This window comes from Natrinema ejinorense (assembly GCF_002494345.1).
Taxonomy (GTDB): domain Archaea; phylum Halobacteriota; class Halobacteria; order Halobacteriales; family Natrialbaceae; genus Natrinema; species Natrinema longum.
In genome coordinates this window covers 3,698,516-3,717,202 of record NZ_NXNI01000001.1, presented here as the reverse complement: position 1 = coordinate 3,717,202, position 18,687 = coordinate 3,698,516, and the positions used below count along the sequence as shown (strand labels likewise).

Here is an 18,687-nt window from a genome sequence, read left to right as displayed (position 1 = left end):
GTCGCGACGCCGGCCGGTATTCACCTGTTACTGTTCGAAAAGCGAACTCCAACGACGGCATAACAATTACCACTCCGGGACTGTCCACGAGCGAAATGAAACGACGAGCGTATCTGGTGACGGCTGCCGCGGCGACGCTCGGTGGCTGTTCCGCGCTGAGTGGTTCTGACACCTCGGACGATCCAAACGAAACGGACGGGAACGAGTCCGATGGCTCGGATACGATCGACGAAGAACCCGGGTCGTTCGATCAGTTCGACGACCTTTCGATGTGGGAGGTAATGGACGGCTCGCTCGAACTCGACGAGAACCGAACGTACGTCGGCGAGCAGTCCGGTCGAATGGAAGCCGGGATGCGCGAGGATCGGGTCATGATCAAACGGCGGTTCGACTCGGTTCGGGACCTCTCCAACGAGTTCCCCGCGGTGGCGTTCATGACTGAGGACGACGTCGATCCGATCATTCAGCTCACCGATACCGACGGCAACCGGCTGCTCCTCCAGTGTACCACCGTCCCGGGACTCCCGTTTGCACGCCACGATTTCAGTGTGTTCGACACCGACGGCGATCCCGACCTGAGCGCGATCGAGCACGTCAAGATCTCCGCGTGGGCGGGCGAAGGGCGGTCCGTGACGGTCTGGGTCGACGACCTCCACTTCGTCTCTCGACCGGAGACGGGCAAGGTCCTCCTCCAGTTCGACGGCGGTGCCGAGTCCGTTTACACCCGCGCCCGCTCGACGCTGTCCGAACACGACCTCCCCGCGACGGTGTTCGTTCCCACCGACTACGTCGGCGGGAGCGGCTACCTCAGTCGCAGCCAACTCGAGACCCTCCAGAGCGACGGCTGGACGATCGGCAGCCAGGGCATGTCCGCGAGCGATCTCGCCGGCGAGAGCGAGTCGTCCCAGCAAGACCAGATCCAGGGAGCAATCGAATGGCTCGAGGACAACGGCTTCGAGGACGGTGCGAGCTACTTCGCGTACCCGCTCAACCGGTACGACGGGACGACGATGGCGGCCGTCGAGGAGCACCACGACATCGGCTTCGTCGGCGGCTACGCCGGCCACGGAAACCTGTCGAACCCCGCACTCGCGCCGCGGGCGGTCAGCCCGTCGGCCGACGAGGCGACGCAGTTGCTCGATCGGACGGCCCAGTTCCGGACCATCACGACGCTTACGTACGGGGACCTCACCGGCGAATCGCGATCGGCGTTCGAGGAGACGGTCGCCGCTCTCGCCGACCGCGAATCGGCCGGCGACCTCGAAGTCGTGACCCCGGGCGATATCGCGTCGAATCACATCCACGAGGAGTAATCCGGTCGGGCGAGCGATCCGTCCCGCGACTGGTCGGACGGGAGTTGGGACGGCGGGAGAGGAGCGACGCCGCTCGCTGGCTCGGTGGTCGACTCGAAAAATCGTCGGCTTCGGAGACGGTGTGGTGTTCGTCACGAACGAGCGCGGCCCGTTCGCGCGACTACGCTTACTCGCCGCTACCGGTCTCGATCGGTGCGTTGACGAGGTTGCCCCACTCGGTCCAGGAGCCGTCGTAGTTGACGGTGTCCTCGTAGCCGAGCAGTTCGTGAAGCGCGAACCAGGCGACGGAGGAGCGCTCGCCGATGCGGCAGTAGGCGACGGTCGTCTCGTCGCCGTCGATGTCTTCCTCGGCGTAGAGCTCCTCGAGTTCGTCGTAGTCCTTGAAGGTGCCGTCGTCGTTGGTCACGGCGGCCCACGAGATGTTCTTCGCGCCGGGGATGTGGCCCCCGCGCTGTGCGGTCTCCTGCAGGCCGGAGGGTGCGAGGATCTCGCCGGAGAACTCCTCGGGCGAGCGAACGTCGACCAGCGGGACGCCGCGGTCGATCGCGTTCTCGACGTCCTCTCGGTAGGCGCGGATGCTCTCGCGCGGACCGGCGGCGTCGTACTCGGTTGCCGAGAAGTCCGGCTCCTCGTCCGTGGTCGGGTAGTCGTTCTCGAGCCAGTATTCGCGGCCGCCGTCGAGCAGATAGACCTCGTCGTGACCGTAGTACTTGAACTGCCAGTAGGTGTAGGCGGCGAACCAGTTGGAGTTGTCACCGTAGAGGACGACCGTGTCGTCCTCGCTGATGCCGTGGCTGCCGAGGAGTTCCTCGAAGTCCTCCTTCTCGAGGATGTCTCGCTGGGTCTGGTCCTGAAGCTGGGTCTCCCAGTTGAACCCGATCGCGCCGGGCGCGTGGGCGTCTTCGTACGCTTCCGTGTCGACGTCGACCTCGACCAGTCGGTGGTCGGAGTCGTCGTCCTGGAAGTCGTCGAGTCGGTCAGCGACCCAGTCGGCCGTGACGAGTACGTCGTTGGCGTAGTCGGTTGCCATACCCGTTCCCACGATGGCGACACACAAAGGGACTTCTTAACCGGTCAATTCGGACACCAGTCGACTCTTTCGGGAATATTTGCCGATTCTCACAGCGCCGGTTCTCGTACCCGTCGGGACAGGCGCTGCTATCGCCGCTTTCGAGGGATCATCGATATGTGCGAATCGGAACAGGTCAGCACCCCCACTAAAAACAAGCAAGAGTTGCCACTGTCCCGGAAGCCGAAATCGACCCGAAACCGGTGCGTACTCGGGTCTCCGTTCCGAACGTCGGCGTAATGGACGACTCCGTCGTCGTTTCCCCCGACTGGCTCGCATCGCGTCTGGACGATCCCACCGTACGCATCGTCGACGTCAGGGACGCCTGGGAGTTCGACGGGATCGGTCACCTGCCCGGTGCAGTGAACGTTCCCTTCGACAGCTACCGCGACGAGAGCGACGTCGACCGCGGGACGCTGCCCGGTGCCGAGGCCTTCGCGGAACTGCTCGGCGACGCGGGTATCAGCCCCGACGACACGATCGTCGTCTACGACGACACCCACGGCGTCTTCGCCGCCCGCTTCGTGCTCACCGCCCTCGAGTACGGCCACGAGGACGTACGCCTGCTCGATGGCGACTACAGCGCCTGGAATCGGGAGTACGAGACGACCAGCGAGACTCCCGAGGTCGAGCCGACGGACTACGAACCCGACCCGCTCGCGCCCGAGGAGAGCCCGCTCGTGAGCTACGACGCCGTCGCGGACGCCCTCGAGCGCGACGCCGCCCTCGTCGACACGCGCGAACGTGACGAGTTCGAAGAAGCCCGACTCCCCGGTGCGGTGCGGTTCGACTGGCGCGAGGTCGTCGACGACGAGACGCGTCGGTTGAAGCCAAAAGCGGAACTCGAGGCGCTGCTGGCCGATCACGGCATCACGCGGGATCGAGAGATCGTCCTCTACTGTAACACCGCGCGACGGATCAGCCACACCTACGTCGTGCTGAAAGCGCTCGGCTACGAGAACGTCCGCTTCTACGAGGGCAGTCTCACGGAGTGGCTCGCCAACGACGGCGAGATCGAAACGGGACCGGTTTCGGCGACCGAGGACGACTGAACCCCTTGTAGCCGCAGTACGTCCGCTCACGCAATACCTGCGAACGGATGGGTTTCGTCGATACCGAATCGATAGTTTTCAACTAATAATGACCGTGTCGGCGATGTCCTCTGTTATGATCCCAAGGGAGTCTGCCGGAAGCGTACGTTGGACGCGGAAACGATTGCGCGATATTTAACATCGGTTCCTGGTTGTTCGATCCGGTACCTCCCACGCATGACCAACGACAATTCAGATCGATTCGACCTCGGTCGACGACCCGTCCTCGGCGGCCTCGCCGGAGCGCTGACGACAGGCGCTGTCGGCACTGCAGCGGCGTCCGAAGACGGAGACCACGACGAAACGGCCGACGAATCGGCACAGGATCAGCCGGCGGATACACCGCCCGACGCGGTCCCCGACGAATTCGGGAGCGACGTCGAGATCCTCAATTACGCGCTCACCCTCGAGTACCTCGAGGCGACGTTCTACACTCGCGGGATCCAGAACATCGACGAAGCGGCCTTCGAACAGCAGTTCGAGGGGTGGGGACCGATTCAAGACAGGGTCGTCAACCGACTCCGCATCGTTCGCGACCACGAAATAACCCACGCGGAAGTCCTCAGGCAAACGGTGGAAACGCTGGGTGGCCAACCGGTTCAGAGTCCGGAGTTCGACTTCGGGACGGCCGTTCAGGATCCCGCGGAGTTCATCGCCACCGCTGCCACCCTCGAGGATATCGGCGTCTCGGCGTACGCCGGTGCGGCGCCGTATATCGATACGTTCGAACTCGTTCCGCCGGCGCTCAGCATCCACAGCGTCGAAGCGCGACACGCCTCGTTCCTCCGGGAACTCAACGGCGAGGTCGGATTCCCCGAGCCGTTCGACGATCCACGCTCCAAATCGGAGGTCTTGGAGCTGGCAAGCGGGTTCATCGTGGAATAGGGAGCGGCGCACGTTCACTCCCCTGCGCGGTATTTTTCCGCGGGTCCGAAATCGCTCGATCCGCCGTCCGTGCTGATCGCCAGTGATACCTTCAGTCCCGTCCGTTCACGTCTCGCCAATCGGGCGCCGTCGAGTACTTCGCGTCCGAAAGGTCGTCGAACGCCGCGTAGACGACCTCGTTCAGCGCGGGATGGACGTGGACCGGGTCGGCGACGTCCGCGACGGTGCCGCCGCCGTCCATCGCGACGACGACCTCGTGAATCAGCGTCGACGCCTGCGGGCCGACGACGTGACAGCCCAGAATTTCGCCGTTCGGTCCGGCGAGCGCCTTCACGAATCCGTCGTCGGCCTCGAGGATCATCCCCATCGGCGCGGCGTCGTAGGGAACGGTTACGGTCTCGTACTCGCGGCCGTCGGCCGCGAGCTCGGCTTCCGTCCGGCCGACGCTGGCGACCTGCGGTTCGGTGAAGATCGCGTGGGGCATCGCCCCGTAGTCGACCGTCCGACCGGCGTCGTCGAGGACGTTTTCCGTTACGATACCGGCCTCGTAGTCGGCCGTGTGCTTGAACGGCTGGTCGCTGAGGACGTCGCCCAGCGCCCAGACGCCCTCGGCGGTCGTCTCGAGATGCCCGTCGGTCTCGACGTACCCCGTCTCGTCGGTCTCGACACCCGCGGTCTCGAGGTCGAGCGTGTCCGTATTCGGTCGTCGGCCAGTCGCCACCAGGAGTTCGTCGGCGGTGAGTTCGACCGCGTCACCGTCGTCGCTCGGTTCCGCAGTCACGACGACCGTCCCGTCGTCCTGACTCACCGCCGTGGCTTCGTGGCCGGTGTAGACGTCGCAGTAGGCCCCCATCGAATCCGTGACGACCGCACTGACGTCGCCGTCCTCGCCGGGAATCAGCCGGTCGCTGCGACCGACGATCGACACCTCGGTCCCGAGTGCGCCGAAGAAATAGCCCAACTCGACCCCGATATACCCACCGCCGACGATCACGAGTTCGTCGGGCCGCTCCGCGAGAAAGAGCACGTCGTCGCTCGTGTGGAAGTCGACGCCCTCGAGCCCCTCGATCGGCGGGACCATCGGTCGACCGCCGACGGCGACGACGACGGTGTCGGCGCTGATTTCCTGCGGTTCGTCTTCCGCAGCGTTCGGCTCGATTTCGATCGTTCGATCGTCGACGAACCGTCCCTCGCCGCGATAGAGCGTCACGGTCTCGCTGTTTCGGAGGGTGGATTCCTGTGCGTCTGCCTTCTCGAAGACGGTTTCGTGAATCGAGGCCGTGATTTCGCCGTAGTCGACGCCGTTCAATCGTGCGTCGACGCCGAATTCGTCGGCGCTCCGGACGTCCGTGACCACGTCAGCCCGATGGATGAGCGCCTTCGAGGGCACACAGCCGCGGGTAATGCAAGCCCCGCCGAGCGGGCCGGGCTCGACGACGGCCGCCTCGAGACCCTGCTCGGCGGCCGCGGTCGCGACCTGACTGCCCGAACCGCCCCCGAGCACGACGAGATCGTAGCGTTCCATACCGATTCCGACGAGGGACGGACGCCTAAAACGAGCGCCTGCAGTTCGAATGGCCGTACCCGCCACCCGCCGTCACGCCGGCCGCCTAAAGCCAGTCGTCTCCGGTATCGTCGGCCGTCGCTTCCCGATACGACCGGACGGCCGCCGCGAGGTTTTCGAGGGCATCTTCGGGCGTCTGTCCCTGGCTCGAGACGCCGGTTTCCTCGTCGTCGGCGATGTGGAGGCCGTGATCGTTGACTCGCATGGTCACGTCCGCGTCCTCGAGCCCCTCGTAGTCGGAGGGGTCGACGTCTGCGTCGGAACTCATACGTGGGTCTTCTCCCGGTCGAGTAAAATACGCATCGACGCGGTCTCGGCCGCGCCCGATCAGAGTTCGGATCGTTTGACCAGCGCGTAGACGAGCAGGGCCGCGAGGATCGTACTGAGGTAGGCTTCGGAGCCGGCGAGAAACCGGGCGACCGGACCGATCGGCCCGATGTCGCCGTAGCCGATCGTCGTGTAGCTGATGTAGCTGAAGTAGATGGTTTCGTAGACGCCCTCCGCTCCCGTTTCGAACAGCGGCCCGTCGAACAGGTAGGGGATCGCGAACGCCATCGGCGCGATGGCGAACATGATGCCGATCCGCATCGGTCGCATGCCGTGCCCGCAGGTGACCCCGAGGAAGAAGTTCTCCGCGGCCCGCCCGAGGTTCTTGGTCCGGGTCCAAATTCCCTCCTCGGAATCGCGGACGGTCTCGAGGTTCTTCCGACGGCTGTAGCGCTGCCGTTTGACGCGGAACTCGCCGGCGGTTTTCATGTCGCCGTTCGCGCTCGCGCTCTGTTTGGCTTTGAGATACGTCGTTTCGATCACTTCCGGCGTCATCGCGAGGGCGTACTCCCGGTCGACCGCGTCCGCTGGCGGCTCGTCGAAGTCGTGGATGGACCAGCTGTTTCGGTCGAGGTACTCGCGGTGGCCGCTGAAGTCGAACGTGTGTCCGTCGAACTCGTCGAACTCCGTCCGGCAGAACCGGAAGTAATCGAGGAGTTGGCGGCGGTCCCGCGTTCGCTCGGCCTCGAGATCGACGTCCCCGACGCTCGCGAGCGTCAGGTCGTATCGCACCCAGCCCTCGGCGGGCTGGACGATTCGGCCGCTGCGGATCTTGCCGCGAGTGAAGTCGACGAACGCGTCGGCGTCGGTTCCGTGTGCCTCGAAGTCGATCCGTTCGGAGACGACACAGCGGCTGAAGTCGATCGTCCCGCCGAACGCGGTCCCGACGAAGTTCGCGGACGTGATCTCGGCGTCGTGGAAGTCGACGTCGTCGGCGAATCGGGCATCCTCGAAGGAGACGTCGTCCTTGAGGTGATTCGCGCCGCCGGTGAACTCGCAGCCGCGAAACACGCAGGGGCCGTCGAACCGAGCGTTCGAGAAGTCGGCGTCCTCCCGGAACCGGGCTTCGTCGAAGTCGACCTCGCCGTCGAACGACGCGTCGGGGAAGTCCGCGTCGCCGTCGAACGCCGCCGACTCGAAGTGCGCGATCCCCTCGAAATCGGCCCCCGCGAACGTGACGAACCGAAACGACGCGTGGCGGTACGTAACGTCGTCGCCGAAGGTCGCGTTCGCAAAACTGGCGTCGTCGACCAGCGCGCGAGCGCCGCCGGAAAACGTCGCCCCGCGGAAGTCCGCTCGGCCGTGGAACGCGACGTCGTCGAAGGCGGTGTCGCCCCCGAACCGGACCTCGTCGAAGTCCGCGAGCGCGCCGAAAGCGGTCTCCCGAAACTCGGCGTCGCCGGTGAACGTCGCCTCCTGGAAGACCGCCTCCGCCCGGAAGTCGACGGCATCGAACCGCGTGAAGCCGAACTCGGTCTCCCGGAAGGTCGCGCTCGCACGGAACGTCGCCCCCGAAAACGTCGTGTTGTCCTCGAGGTGATTCGAGTCGCCGTGACACTCGGCCGCGCGGAAGGTCACCTCCTCGTCGAACGTCGCGCCGTCGAACCGGACGTCGTCGCGGAAGGTCGCCTCGTCGCAGTCGAGGGGCCCCTCGAAGGTCGTCCCGTCGAAGGCGACGTCGTCGTCGAACTTCGCCTCGAAGCAACTCGCGGGACCGGTAATCGTCGCGTCCGAACACGACAGCGGCGCCTCGAGGTGGGCCTCTTGCAGGCGAAGCGATCCGATCGTCGCCCCGTCGAGGACGATCGGCAGCGTCACCCGCGTGTGCTCGAGGGAGAGCCCCTCGATGGTCGCGCCGCTGAGATCGATCGGGTGCCGGTCGACGCTCGTCAGGGTCGTCCGATCCAACGAGATCTCGGGCAGCGTGACGTCACCGAGCTCTTTCTGGGCGTCGGTCCCGTAGACGAGGACCGAGCGAAACTTCTCACGAACCTCGTCGTCGGAGATCCCTCGAGCCTCCCGCTGGGCGGGCGAGAGGTGCAATATCGAGGGGTCGACGTCCACGGACGTCTCTGCCGCGAGACGCGAATCCGACTCCGTTAGCGGGTCGCTGCCAGCGCTGGCGACGGGACGTTCGCCGTCGGTCCCCGTTCCGTCGTTCGATTCTGATTCATTAGTCATCCGTGTGAATGTCACTCATCGATGGGTGGGTGTCGTTCAGGTCGCCCGCCGACGTCGGGCGGGGAGCGGCGGAGTCGAGCGCCGACGAGTCTCGTTCCGTCGCGAAGACCGTTCGGGTGTACAACGCGAGGTCGTATTCGGGATAGGTATGATAGGTCTCGTAGCCGTTCGCGTCGATCTCGATCGTCGTGACGGCCTCCGGGGGTCCGTCGAAGGCGTACGCGAGATCGAACGATCGGGGACGAGAGCGATACCGGGTGCGGGGAAACGCCGACAGCGGCCGGTGTTCGATCTCCGTCACGCACTGTATCGCGTCGTTCTCGAAGGTGAGCCGCCGCGACGACCGGTCGGGCTCGAGCGGAACCGTCGTCGCCCCGCGATCCGCTGTCGAGACCGACTCACAGGTCGAGAGCTCGTAGAATCCGTACTCCGGGGCGCTGACGTAGTGTGAGCTCCCGATGATTCGGAAGGTAAACTCGGTTCCCAGGAACCGTCGCGTCAGCGAGTCGAAGACGCGAACGTCGTCGGTCGCCGGCGGGCGGTCGGCGTGCACGAACTGGAGGGTTTCTCTGGGCATGATCAGTCGACGATGATGTCGTAGTTCGGGTGCAAGACGCTGTTCGGTTCGACGCCCCGGTACTCGGGAAGCGATCGCCACTGCCACTCCCCGAACGTCTCGGCGTTTGCGTGGACGTAGTCGCTCTCGGCGCGCTCGAGGTCGGGCGTCGGCGTCGGACCGTCCGAAAGCACGTAGAAGCGCTCGCCGGGCTCGAGCCCCCCGTCGCCGTCGAGGTCGTCGTAGACGTAGTAGGGGAGATACTGGTCGAAGCCCGCCGCTCGAACCGTGTTGGCGTAGACCTTGCTGTGGGTCGGGTGGTCGCCGCTCGTGTAGACCCAGGAGACGACGAGGCCGTCGTCGCTGAGGTGCTCGCGGAGCAGCGTGTAAAACTCCGTCGAGTACAGCGACATCGTCTCGTCACTTCGGACACCCGGCACGTCGAGGAGGACGAGGTCGTACGTCTCGTCGCTCTCCTGGAGGTACGTGAAGGCGTCCTGAGTCGTCGTGTTCAAGCGGTCGTACTCGTAGGCGTCGTCGTTGTACTGCCGGAAGAACTCCCGCTCCCGGGCCATCTCGAGGAACTCGCCGTCGATGTCGACCTGATCGACCGACACGTCGTACTGGCGGAGGTGATCGACGGCGATGTAGTCGCCGCCGCCGATGAGCAATACGTCGACCGAGGACGGGTCGTCGAACGTCGTCATCGGGATGTCGACGAGCCCGCTGTGATAGGAGTCGACCCAGCGATCACAGAACTGGATCGCCCGATCGAGGTGGAGGCACGTCTCCGTGCCGGTATGCCCCTGAACGTCGCGTTCGTAGGTGAGCACCGTCTGGTAGGGCGTTGTGTCGTAGCTGCGCGTCTCGACGTCTGACACGCCCGGGGGGTACTCCCGCTCGATGGTCCGCTCGAGGTAGGTCGTCGTCACCGCCCGGTCGACCGCGTTCGGATGCGCGACGAGCCCCCCATAGGTGCCGGTCAGGAGGACGCCGACGAGGACGACGGCGCGCCACTGTCCGACGGTCGGTCGCGAGAGCGTGCGGGCCGCATTCGAGAACGTCCAGGCGGCAAAGCCCAGCGCGGCGAGTGCGTTCAACAGACCAAGCGCGAAGACGCTCACGACGAGTCCGTATCGAGGGTACAACACCAGCGCGTAGACGACCGTGCCAGCGAGGCTCCCGAGGTAGTCGACACCGAGGACCTCGGAGAAGGACCGGTCGTCGGGTTCGTCGATCGTAAAGAACGCGCCGAGGATCCCGCGGACGATCCGTCGCGGGTAGAGCCGCCCGAGCGACGCGAAGACCGTCTCCTCGCGGTTCTCGACGAGATCGGTCAACAGCGGCACCTCGAACCCCGAAAGCACGCCCACGACGAGGATCGGAACGTGCGAGAGTACGAGGATCGTCGGTCCCGCGCCGGGAACGTCGATCGGGGGCAGCGAGTTGATCGCGACGATCGCCAGCGCCCCCGCCGGTCCCGCGATCGCGAGGTAGACCTCGGTCCGGAAGAAGTTCGATTCGGGCTCACCGAGTTGTGCCGAGAGGACCGATCCGATCCCCAGCGAAAACATGTAGAGCCCGATCGTGATCGAGTACCGCAGGACGGTTCCGCCGAAAAACACCGTGAGCAACTCCGAGTAGACGAGCTCGTAGGCGATCGAACAGAAGGCGACGACGAACGTCACCGACAGCGCCACCCGCCGATCGGTAACGAAGTGCCGGGACGACACTCCCCCCTCGGGTCGTCCGCGTGCTCGCGCCGACGGCTCCGGTTGGACTGAATCGGACCGACCGCTCCCCGCACCGTCGGTTGACTCGGACCCACTCGTCTCGGTCCCGTTAGTCGTTCCATCCTCGGCCATACACTGAACACCCCTCGATCGAACGTCACAGCACTCTCATCGCACTCGAGTCGCGAGCGCGGCGACTACACCCGGGGACGAACGTGCCAGGCCTCGTCGACGGCCAGCCCATCGCTCGCCCGCTCGAGTCTGAAGTCCGCCGCTTGCCACTCGAAGTCGGTATCGCCGTCGGGGGACTCGAGGCGCGTGCCGACGCGGTACCACCCTTCCCTCGCGCTCGAGGCCGGATCCGACGCCGATTCGTTCGCCGTGGTCGACACGGATTCGTTCGCCACACTCGATGTCGATTCGGAGCGGGGCTCCGACGCGATGGCGGCCAGATCGGCTTCCACCGTCGTTCCCGGCTCCGGATCGGACCACTCCTTCTCCCAGTCGGCCGGATCCGGGCCCGGGGACATCGCCTGGTACTTCGTGTTCGAGCCCATGTAGGCGACGCCGAGGGCGGCGACGCTTGCGCGATACATCCGGATGTCGTCCTCGTGGTCGTCGCGCCAGTGGTGCCCGGAAGTCCCGCCGTAGATGGCCCAGCCGTGGCGGCCTTTGGGAGCCGACGAGTGACCGCCACTGCCACGACCGGTCGAGCCGCTCGGGCGCGAACTCGACGACCGCGAGCCTGCACGAGCAGTGCCGACCGGGACGAGCGAGCCGACGGCCGCGGCGTCGACGGTCCCGTCTCGGGATTCGACTTTCGGCTCCGAGACGAGGTCGATTTCCATCGCTCCGTCCGTGATCGAAACGTCGTCGAACACCACGGCTTCGCGTGGCGGTGGGGTTTCGTCGTCACTTCCCAGACAGCCGGCGAGTCCGCCAACCGCGATCGCCAGTCCGCGTCCGGACGTGCGGAGGAGACGCCGTCGGTTCATACGCTCCCGTGAGCGTTCTCCCACAAAACGTTTTATGATTTTATGTGTCTCGTCTTCATCCACCCTCCGAACCGTTGAAGTGAACTGACTGAGTAGCTCGAGCGTAGGATGACCGGAAACGAGAACGCGGTGCGGCGGGAGCTCTCGGGCGACGTACGCGTCGGTGAGGGCGAGACCGCACCCGTCGAACTCCGCGGTGCCGAAGACGTCTACGTGAGCGCCGAGAGCGTCTCGGGGCGGCTCACGATCCACGATCCGGAGTACGTCTTCACGGACGTCCCGGCCGGTGACGAACCCGCCGATTCGGACGACGCGCGGACGGTGTTGACCGGCGATCTCGACGACGGCTACGTCGACGGCGTCGACGGCGACGTTCACGTCACCGGGGCCGAAGACGTCTTCGTCGAACACGGGGCGGCCGAGACGCTCTCGACGATCGGTGCCGAGCAGGTCTTCTACGACGACGCGGCCGCACCCACTCGATCGCCGGAGGACTACGGAGTCTCGGTCTCGGGGTGGCGACAGACTCGAGACGTCCGCGATCCCCGCGACGGCGTCTCGATCAGGGGCGCGAAGAACGAACTGACCGTGACCGACGCACGACACGACCTCACCCTCTACGTCGCGGGTTGGGGGAACGAGGTCCGCATCGAGGGGCAGGCCGTCGACGTGACGGTCTACTTCGTCGGCCGCGACAACCGCGTCAGCGTCGGCCCGTACGTCACGGCGACCACGGGTGCCGAGAGCGGCTACGACAACGACCTCGAGTCGGATCCGCTCCCGCCGGAGGCGCTCGTCGAGCAGACCGAAGCGGAGGCATACGAGGGGAACCTGTTCGGCCGTCACAAGGTGACCTACCAGGAACCGGCCTCGGGGAAAGAGTGGTGTCCCAACTGCGGTGAGACCGCCGACGCCGTCATCACGCGCAAGCAGCGCGACGCCTTCTTCCTGCTCGGGAAACCGATCCACACCTACGACAGCGGCGACGGGGCCTTCGAGTGTGAACACTGTACCGCCGTCGCCGTCGGCCCCGTCGAGCTCACGCCGGCGGAACGCAAACGGATTCTCGGGTGACGTTTTCCCCGCTGAAGAGGGGTGCAGCCGTGCACCGCCCACAGCAGGGTAGGGGTGGCTCCGTCTCGACTTCCACCCCGGTCGCGCCCCGGTTCCGGTATGACTCGAGTCGGAATTCGCTCCCGCTCGCACACCGTCAGGACCCTCGAGGCAACTCGACGGACTGGCGACGAGAGGTGCCACTGAAACGATTTGACGCACTGATCGCACCGCTGTCGTGCGATCGGGTGTGCAGTGACTGCCAGAGGTACCTATAGATAAAACCTTTAACGCCGTCGCCCCGTAGACCGAGCAAATGGTACTCGACGATCTCGGGAGTTCTCTGCGGGGCACCCTCGACAAGCTCCGCGGGAAGTCGCGACTCAGCGAAGAAGACATCGAGGAGATCGTCAAGGAGATCCAGCGATCGTTGCTCTCCGCCGACGTCGACGTCTCGCTCGTGATGGAGCTGTCGGACAACATCAAAGAGCGGGCCCTCGAAGAGGAACCCCCCGCCGGCACCCCCGCGCGGGACTTCGTCCTCCGCATCGTCTACGAGGAACTGGTCGATCTCATCGGCGACTCGACCGAGTTGCCCCTCGAAGAACAGACGATCCTGCTGGCGGGGCTGCAGGGATCCGGTAAAACCACCTCGGCCGCGAAGATGGCCTGGTGGTTCTCGACGAAGGGGCTTCGCCCGGCGGTCATCCAGACGGACACATTCCGACCCGGCGCGTACGATCAGGCCAAGGAGATGGCCGAGCGCGCGGAGGTCGACTTCTACGGGAATCCCGACAGCGAGGACCCCGTCGAAATCGCCCGGAAGGGACTCGAGGAGACGAGCGAGGCCGACGTCCACATCGTGGACACGGCGGGTCGCCACGCCCTGGAGGACGACCTGATCGACGAGATCGAGCAGATCGAGGGCGTCGTCGACCCTGATACGTCCCTGCTCGTCTTGGACGCCGCGATCGGCCAGGGTGCGAAAGACCAGGCCCAGCAGTTCGACGAGTCGATCGGGATCGACGGTGTCGTCATCACGAAACTCGACGGGACGGCGAAAGGTGGCGGTGCGCTGACCGCCGTCGACCAGACCGACTCCTCGATCGCTTTCCTCGGGACCGGCGAGGAGGTCCAGGACGTCGAGCGGTTCGAGCCCGACGGCTTCATCTCGCGGCTGCTCGGCATGGGCGATCTCAGCCAGCTCGCCGAACGCGTCGAGCGCGCGATGGAGCAGACGGAGATCGAGGAAGACGACTGGGACCCCGAGGACATGCTCCAGGGGCAGTTCACCCTCAACGACATGCAAAAGCAGATGGAGGCGATGAACAACATGGGGCCCCTCGATCAGGTGATGGACATGATCCCCGGCCTCGGGGGCGGGATCAAGGATCAGCTCCCCGACGACGCGATGGACGTCACACAGGAGCGGATGCGCACGTTCTCGGTGATCATGGATTCGATGACCGAGGCCGAAAAGGAGTATCCGAAGGCCATCGGCGCGAGCCAGATCGAACGGATCGCCCGTGGCTCGGGAACCGACGAAGAACAGGTCCGGCAGCTACTCCAGCAGTACAAGATGATGGAACGCACGATCAAGCAGTTCCAGGGGATGGGCTCCGAACAGGAGATGCAACGCATGATGCAACAGATGCAACAGGGCGGCGGTGGCGGTGGCGGCGGCATGGGCGGTATGGGACCGTTCGGCTAACGTCGCGCCCGCAATCAGACCGATCGTCACGAACGGCGACCGACGCTCGTTTTCGCTCCGTCGTTCGCTATCGGGGACGGTCACGGCAACACTACGTTAATACACTTCTAGACGTACCCTCGAGTAGGAATGAACCGTCGACAGTATCTCGTTCGAGCCGGGTCGACCGCCGGAGTGCTCGCGACAGCTGCCGGCTGTCTCGACGGCGACGGCGAGTCCCCCGAAACCGACGAGGGCGACGCCGGCAGTCGAACCGGGGAACGCGCGCTCGACCGCGCCGCCGGCAGACTGAACGCGACCGCCCAGTCGCTGGACGAGGTGGAGGGCCTCGAGAACCCCGGCGAGGTCGAGTTCGATCCCGAGGGCCCCCAGGCCGATCTCTCGGCGGCGCGTGATTACCTCGAGACCGCCGAATCCGAACTGAGCGGGGATCGTCAGCGTGACGTCGAGACGCTGCGCTCGTACGCGGACGCCCTCGAGGGGCTGGTCGCGGTCACGATCACCGTCACCGACGAGGGGCTCACCGACGATATCGACACCGTAACGACCGCACTCGAAACGGAAGACGACATCGAGGAAGCGAACGAGACCGTCGGTGATCGCCACGCCGAACTCGCCGAGGCTCACGGGCGGTGGGACGAGGCGGATACGACCATTCAGGGCCTCGATGGCGACCGACTCGACGAGTTGGCCAACGTCGATCTCGCCGACCTCGAGGAGGGGGCGGCGACGCTCGGCGACGTGGTGACGTCCTTCGAGGCTCTCGCCGGGGCATACGACGCGACGCTCGACGAGGAGGGGTACGGCGCGCTCGAGCGGGGGCGAGCGCACATGGAAGACCGAGCATACGAGGAGGCGCGGACGGCGTTCGAGACCGCCGAATCGACGTTTTCGGGCGCCCGCGAGGACCTCGAGACCGGGAGGGAGACCGCACCCGAGGGAGTGACCGGCTACGTCGAGACGGCGGACTGCCAGACGCGTCACCTGCGGCGGGCTGCCGGGGAGTTCGGCGAGGCGGCCGCTGTGGCCGCCGACGATCCGCTCGCTGCCAAACGCCGTCAGGACGACGGCGAAGCCGCCCTCGATGCGGTCGGGGAGTGTACCGAATAAACTGGCCCAACTACGGGGTCGTTGTCGCTTCCTCCCGGGCCGCCATCGGCGGCAGGGGGTCGACGAGGACGACCGCATCCCCCTCGAGGACCACGGTACCGTCGCCGTCCGACACGGTCGTCTCGATCCGGTATTTCTCCCCGCCGAGATCCTCGACCACCTCACAGACGGCGCTGACCCGCTCGCCGATCGCGAGCGGTGCACGGAAGCTACTCTCCTGTGAGAGGTAGATCGTCAGTCCCGGGAGTCGCGCGAGCGCCGCGCTGATCAACCCGTTCGCGAGGACGCCGTGGACGATTCGTTCGCCAAAGCGGGTTTCGGCGGCGTAAGCCCCATCGAGGTGGACCCGGTTGGTGTCGCCGGTCACCGCTGCGAACGCCTCGACGTCGTCTTCGGAGACGGATTTCGAGAAGCGAGCGCTATCGCCGACCGAGACGGTCGACTCGTCCTCGCCACGGTACTCGAACTCCCAGTCGTCGCGCTCGTAGAGGGTATCGGACCGTACCCGTCTCCGGGGTGGTTGCTCGCGCGGCTCCGTGGGACGGTGGGCGAGTTGTGGAACGTAGTAAGAGAGTTCGATCGTCGTGACGATGCCGAGCAGCTCCGTCGCACCGTCGCAGTCGCGCTCTCGTCGGCCTCGGTCGTCCGTTCGTCGCTCGAGACGACCGGCAGGTGTTCGACGTCCGCCGACCGACACAGTTCCACGGCGTCGACGATCGACGCCGTCGGTTCGATCGTCGTCAGGGGCGTCGACATGACCGCCGACAGCTCGTGGTGGCCGAGGTCCCGTCGGTCACAGAGGTGTGTCGCGAAGTCGCCTTCAGTGACGATACCGACCGGGTCGCCGTCTCGAACGACGAGTACGGAACTGACGCTCTCGTCGCGGAGCACCGTCGCCGCCTCGGTCACGGTCGTGTCCGGCGAAGCGGTGACGACGTCTTCGATCATGATTTCGGTGACGGGTATCGTGTCGTGCATTCGACAGCCCTACGTTGTCGATGCCCATCAGTCGTTGGGGGACCACTCCCATCGCCCGCTGTGAATCGTCTCGAGAACGGGCGATCTGCGGACGGAATCTCGATTTCTCGTCTCCGTCCCGACCTCGGAGCATCGGTCCGCGAAATCAAAACGGAGACGGACGAACCGCACACGGCGACCTGGAGAGTGATGAACGAACCCGAGAGCAACGGCTTCCGTGTGAGGACTAGCCCACGACTCCGCCGTCGACGGTCCGACGAACCGACGGGACGGTCAGGCGTCGACCGGCCGCCCGTCCTCCGTCGGCGGCGCGATGTGATCGACGTACTCCTCGAGGCTGGGCTCTTCGACGCGGACGCGAACGGCGATCTCGCCGAGTTCGTCCGGTTTGCCGACCGAGAAGTTCACGTAGTCCTCGAAGGCCGCCTGTTTCTTCAGCGCGAAGGTGAAGGTGTCGCCCTCGCGGTTGGCGAAGAACTCGCCGCGGGCGGTATCGAGGATCTCCTGTCGGTGCAACAGCTCCGAGAAGTGATCGAGCGCGTGGGCCTCGCCCCTGACTTCGCCGAACGATTCCTCGAGGTCGGCGGTCGGAAAGACGTTGGCCACGGCGTCGATCACGCGATCCGTGACCTCAGTGTCGTAGACCGGTGCCGTGATTTCGACGTCGACGCGGTAGATCTCGCTCATGATTTCGATTCCGCCCGGGCACGGTTCACGTCGTCGGTTTCCCCGATGATCGATCGGATCCGTTCGTGGAACGCCTCGAGCGAGTCCGTGTTCTCGACGACGACGTCCGCTCGCGCCATGGCGTCGTCCATTCCGAACCCGCGTTCGCGCTCGTCGCGCTCTCTGAGCCCTTCGCCGCCCTCGGCCTCGCTCGCGTCCCGGCCGCGTTCGTCGATCCGCTCGACACGGACCTCGAAGGGGGCCTCGATACTGACGAGCGTGAACGCGTCGTCGAACGCCGCCTCGAAGACGTCGACCTCGGTCCCCGACCGGATGCCGTCGACCAACACCGTGTCGTGTTGCTCGAGGCGGTCCTCGATCATCGGCAACGATCGTTCGGCGATCGCCGTCGGACCGTTCTCCTCGCGCAGCGCCTGCGCGACCGTGCCATGATCCGTCGCGGGGTCGAGCCCGCGGTCGGCCGTCTCCTGGCGGACGACGTCGCCCATCGTCACCACCGGGATCCCGTCCTCGCGTGCGACGGTCGCGGCCTCGCCCTTGCCGCTTCCGGGGAGTCCCACCGTTCCGATGACGTGCATTGACTCAACGTACCGGCGAGGCGTGCATAAACGCTGTGTTCGCCACACGGTCTACACTGGCGGCTCCGTTCGACGTGGGCCCCCTCACCGTTGTTGCCCTGCAACGGTTTTAGCACCGGTATTTCCCGCTTGCATCCCGGCTCGCTGTGCTCCTCGAGACGCGGTCAGTTCGATCCCCCCTGCTCGAATCGGGACGACTTATGAATGCGATATCGGTCCGTTATCTCACATGGAAACGACGAACTCGACGGTAACAGCTCACTCAACCATCCGAATTCTCGATAAGTCAGTTGAACTCCGACTGATCGACGAAACGGAAATTGGGCATTATATGGATGTCCGTTACAGGGACAAGCGCCGTACCATGACAGATCCAATCGTCAACAGGCGTCGATTCACCGCCGGAGTCGGCGCTGGGCTGCTCGCTGCAGTCGCGGGTTGTATGGACGACGGCGAAACCAGTGACGAAACCTCGAGCGACGACGGAGCGAGCGACGGTTCCGACGGCCTCGATTCCGATGCGAACACGAACACCGAGTCCGAGGACGGTGAGCTCGGGAACGAATCCGAGGGCGACGGGGTGGACAACGAATCCGATGGCAATGAGTCCGGTACCGAGACCGACACCGAAACGGGCGACCACGAGCACAACGAGTCGGACACCGAAAACGAGAGCGGCGACGATTCGGAGGTCGAGTTCTAACGTCGGTCACTAACGGCGTCGGCGTCATGTCGTTTCAGGGATGCTTCTCCCTTTTCGGGCGACTCACCGGATCGCGTGGAGTGGTGCTTCGTCGTTCGACCGTGGTCCGAAGAGAGCGATCGACCGCGATCGGAAATCCCAACTGCTTATACC

At 65.4% G+C, this 18,687-nt stretch carries 16 protein-coding genes and 1 pseudogene; 7 read left to right on the top strand and 10 right to left on the bottom strand.

Annotated features, from left to right (window positions below):
• Nucleotides 1-95 precede the first annotated feature (95 nt).
• Nucleotides 96-1,313: a polysaccharide deacetylase family protein gene (locus CP557_RS18165; protein ID WP_097381211.1), complete on the top strand. Its 1,218-nt coding sequence runs from the start codon at nucleotides 96-98 to the stop codon at nucleotides 1,311-1,313.
• A 166-nt stretch (nucleotides 1,314-1,479) separates the two neighbouring features.
• Here CP557_RS18165 and CP557_RS18160 read toward each other — a convergent pair whose 3' ends face one another.
• Nucleotides 1,480-2,343, bottom strand: coding sequence for a sulfurtransferase (locus tag CP557_RS18160; RefSeq protein WP_097381210.1), 864 nt, complete (start codon nucleotides 2,341-2,343; stop codon nucleotides 1,480-1,482).
• 278 nt (nucleotides 2,344-2,621) lie between these two features.
• Here CP557_RS18160 and CP557_RS18155 point away from each other — a divergent pair, with 278 nt between their 5' ends.
• Nucleotides 2,622-3,434 carry a sulfurtransferase gene (locus CP557_RS18155; RefSeq protein WP_097381209.1) on the top strand — a complete coding sequence of 271 codons (813 nt, stop codon included), beginning with the start codon at nucleotides 2,622-2,624 and terminating at the stop codon, nucleotides 3,432-3,434.
• A gap of 216 nt (nucleotides 3,435-3,650) precedes the next feature.
• Nucleotides 3,651-4,358: a ferritin-like domain-containing protein gene (locus CP557_RS18150; protein WP_097381208.1), complete on the top strand. Its 708-nt coding sequence runs from the start codon at nucleotides 3,651-3,653 to the stop codon at nucleotides 4,356-4,358.
• 91 nt (nucleotides 4,359-4,449) lie between these two features.
• Here the strand turns inward: CP557_RS18150 and CP557_RS18145 are convergent, their stop codons facing one another.
• The 6 genes from CP557_RS18145 to CP557_RS18120 all read right to left on the bottom strand — a co-directional run bounded on the left by CP557_RS18145 (nucleotide 4,450) and on the right by CP557_RS18120 (nucleotide 11,714).
• Nucleotides 4,450-5,883, bottom strand: coding sequence for a dihydrolipoyl dehydrogenase (locus tag CP557_RS18145; RefSeq protein WP_097381207.1), 1,434 nt, complete (start codon nucleotides 5,881-5,883; stop codon nucleotides 4,450-4,452).
• An 85-nt stretch (nucleotides 5,884-5,968) separates the two neighbouring features.
• Nucleotides 5,969-6,190, bottom strand: coding sequence for a type II toxin-antitoxin system HicB family antitoxin (locus tag CP557_RS18140; protein WP_097381206.1), 222 nt, complete (start codon nucleotides 6,188-6,190; stop codon nucleotides 5,969-5,971).
• Nucleotides 6,191-6,249: 59 nt separating this feature from the next.
• Nucleotides 6,250-8,430 carry a pentapeptide repeat-containing protein gene (locus CP557_RS18135; protein WP_097381205.1) on the bottom strand — a complete coding sequence of 727 codons (2,181 nt, stop codon included), beginning with the start codon at nucleotides 8,428-8,430 and terminating at the stop codon, nucleotides 6,250-6,252.
• A complete protein-coding gene (locus CP557_RS18130) occupies nucleotides 8,423-9,007 on the bottom strand; it encodes a DUF2617 family protein (protein ID WP_097381204.1) in 585 nt (194 codons plus the stop codon). The genes CP557_RS18135 and CP557_RS18130 overlap by 8 nt, the downstream gene beginning before the upstream one ends.
• Nucleotides 9,008-9,009: 2 nt before the next feature.
• On the bottom strand, nucleotides 9,010-10,851 hold the full coding sequence (locus CP557_RS18125) for a spermidine synthase (RefSeq protein WP_097381203.1): 1,842 nt from the start codon (nucleotides 10,849-10,851) through the stop codon (nucleotides 9,010-9,012).
• A gap of 65 nt (nucleotides 10,852-10,916) precedes the next feature.
• Nucleotides 10,917-11,714 (bottom strand): hypothetical protein, encoded by a 798-nt coding sequence (locus CP557_RS18120; protein ID WP_097381202.1) that lies wholly within the window; start codon nucleotides 11,712-11,714, stop codon nucleotides 10,917-10,919.
• Between the two features lie 108 nt (nucleotides 11,715-11,822).
• Here CP557_RS18120 and CP557_RS18115 point away from each other — a divergent pair, with 108 nt between their 5' ends.
• The 3 genes from CP557_RS18115 to CP557_RS18105 all read left to right on the top strand — a co-directional run bounded on the left by CP557_RS18115 (nucleotide 11,823) and on the right by CP557_RS18105 (nucleotide 15,588).
• Nucleotides 11,823-12,788 (top strand): hypothetical protein, encoded by a 966-nt coding sequence (locus CP557_RS18115; RefSeq protein ID WP_097381201.1) that lies wholly within the window; start codon nucleotides 11,823-11,825, stop codon nucleotides 12,786-12,788.
• Between the two features lie 295 nt (nucleotides 12,789-13,083).
• Nucleotides 13,084-14,478 carry a signal recognition particle protein Srp54 gene (locus CP557_RS18110; RefSeq protein ID WP_097381200.1) on the top strand — a complete coding sequence of 465 codons (1,395 nt, stop codon included), beginning with the start codon at nucleotides 13,084-13,086 and terminating at the stop codon, nucleotides 14,476-14,478.
• Between the two features lie 129 nt (nucleotides 14,479-14,607).
• Nucleotides 14,608-15,588, top strand: coding sequence for a hypothetical protein (locus CP557_RS18105; RefSeq protein ID WP_097381199.1), 981 nt, complete (start codon nucleotides 14,608-14,610; stop codon nucleotides 15,586-15,588).
• 10 nt (nucleotides 15,589-15,598) lie between these two features.
• On the opposite strand, the pseudogene CP557_RS18100 reads toward CP557_RS18105, so the two are convergent.
• From CP557_RS18100 to CP557_RS18090, 3 genes and pseudogenes are all read right to left on the bottom strand, one after another.
• A pseudogene (locus CP557_RS18100) lies at nucleotides 15,599-16,566 on the bottom strand (CBS domain-containing protein).
• 273 nt (nucleotides 16,567-16,839) lie between these two features.
• A complete protein-coding gene (locus CP557_RS18095; protein ID WP_097381198.1) occupies nucleotides 16,840-17,253 on the bottom strand; it encodes an RNA-binding domain-containing protein in 414 nt (137 codons plus the stop codon).
• On the bottom strand, nucleotides 17,250-17,831 hold the full coding sequence (locus CP557_RS18090; RefSeq protein WP_097381197.1) for an AAA family ATPase: 582 nt from the start codon (nucleotides 17,829-17,831) through the stop codon (nucleotides 17,250-17,252). Before CP557_RS18090 ends, CP557_RS18095 begins: the two co-directional genes overlap by 4 nt.
• A 364-nt stretch (nucleotides 17,832-18,195) precedes the next feature.
• Here CP557_RS18090 and CP557_RS18085 point away from each other — a divergent pair, with 364 nt between their 5' ends.
• A complete protein-coding gene (locus CP557_RS18085; protein WP_097381196.1) occupies nucleotides 18,196-18,534 on the top strand; it encodes a hypothetical protein in 339 nt (112 codons plus the stop codon).
• Nucleotides 18,535-18,687 lie beyond the last annotated feature (153 nt).

Coding starts and splice junctions, on each gene's coding strand:
- CP557_RS18165 (WP_097381211.1), top strand. CDS start 96: ATGAAACGACGAGCGTATCTGGTGACGGCTGCCGCGGCGACGCTCGGT.
- CP557_RS18160 (WP_097381210.1), bottom strand. CDS start 2,343: ATGGCAACCGACTACGCCAACGACGTACTCGTCACGGCCGACTGGGTC.
- CP557_RS18155 (WP_097381209.1), top strand. CDS start 2,622: ATGGACGACTCCGTCGTCGTTTCCCCCGACTGGCTCGCATCGCGTCTG.
- CP557_RS18150 (WP_097381208.1), top strand. CDS start 3,651: ATGACCAACGACAATTCAGATCGATTCGACCTCGGTCGACGACCCGTC.
- CP557_RS18145 (WP_097381207.1), bottom strand. CDS start 5,883: ATGGAACGCTACGATCTCGTCGTGCTCGGGGGCGGTTCGGGCAGTCAG.
- CP557_RS18140 (WP_097381206.1), bottom strand. CDS start 6,190: ATGAGTTCCGACGCAGACGTCGACCCCTCCGACTACGAGGGGCTCGAG.
- CP557_RS18135 (WP_097381205.1), bottom strand. CDS start 8,430: ATGACTAATGAATCAGAATCGAACGACGGAACGGGGACCGACGGCGAA.
- CP557_RS18130 (WP_097381204.1), bottom strand. CDS start 9,007: ATGCCCAGAGAAACCCTCCAGTTCGTGCACGCCGACCGCCCGCCGGCG.
- CP557_RS18125 (WP_097381203.1), bottom strand. CDS start 10,851: ATGGCCGAGGATGGAACGACTAACGGGACCGAGACGAGTGGGTCCGAG.
- CP557_RS18120 (WP_097381202.1), bottom strand. CDS start 11,714: ATGAACCGACGGCGTCTCCTCCGCACGTCCGGACGCGGACTGGCGATC.
- CP557_RS18115 (WP_097381201.1), top strand. CDS start 11,823: ATGACCGGAAACGAGAACGCGGTGCGGCGGGAGCTCTCGGGCGACGTA.
- CP557_RS18110 (WP_097381200.1), top strand. CDS start 13,084: ATGGTACTCGACGATCTCGGGAGTTCTCTGCGGGGCACCCTCGACAAG.
- CP557_RS18105 (WP_097381199.1), top strand. CDS start 14,608: ATGAACCGTCGACAGTATCTCGTTCGAGCCGGGTCGACCGCCGGAGTG.
- CP557_RS18095 (WP_097381198.1), bottom strand. CDS start 17,253: ATGAGCGAGATCTACCGCGTCGACGTCGAAATCACGGCACCGGTCTAC.
- CP557_RS18090 (WP_097381197.1), bottom strand. CDS start 17,831: ATGCACGTCATCGGAACGGTGGGACTCCCCGGAAGCGGCAAGGGCGAG.
- CP557_RS18085 (WP_097381196.1), top strand. CDS start 18,196: ATGACAGATCCAATCGTCAACAGGCGTCGATTCACCGCCGGAGTCGGC.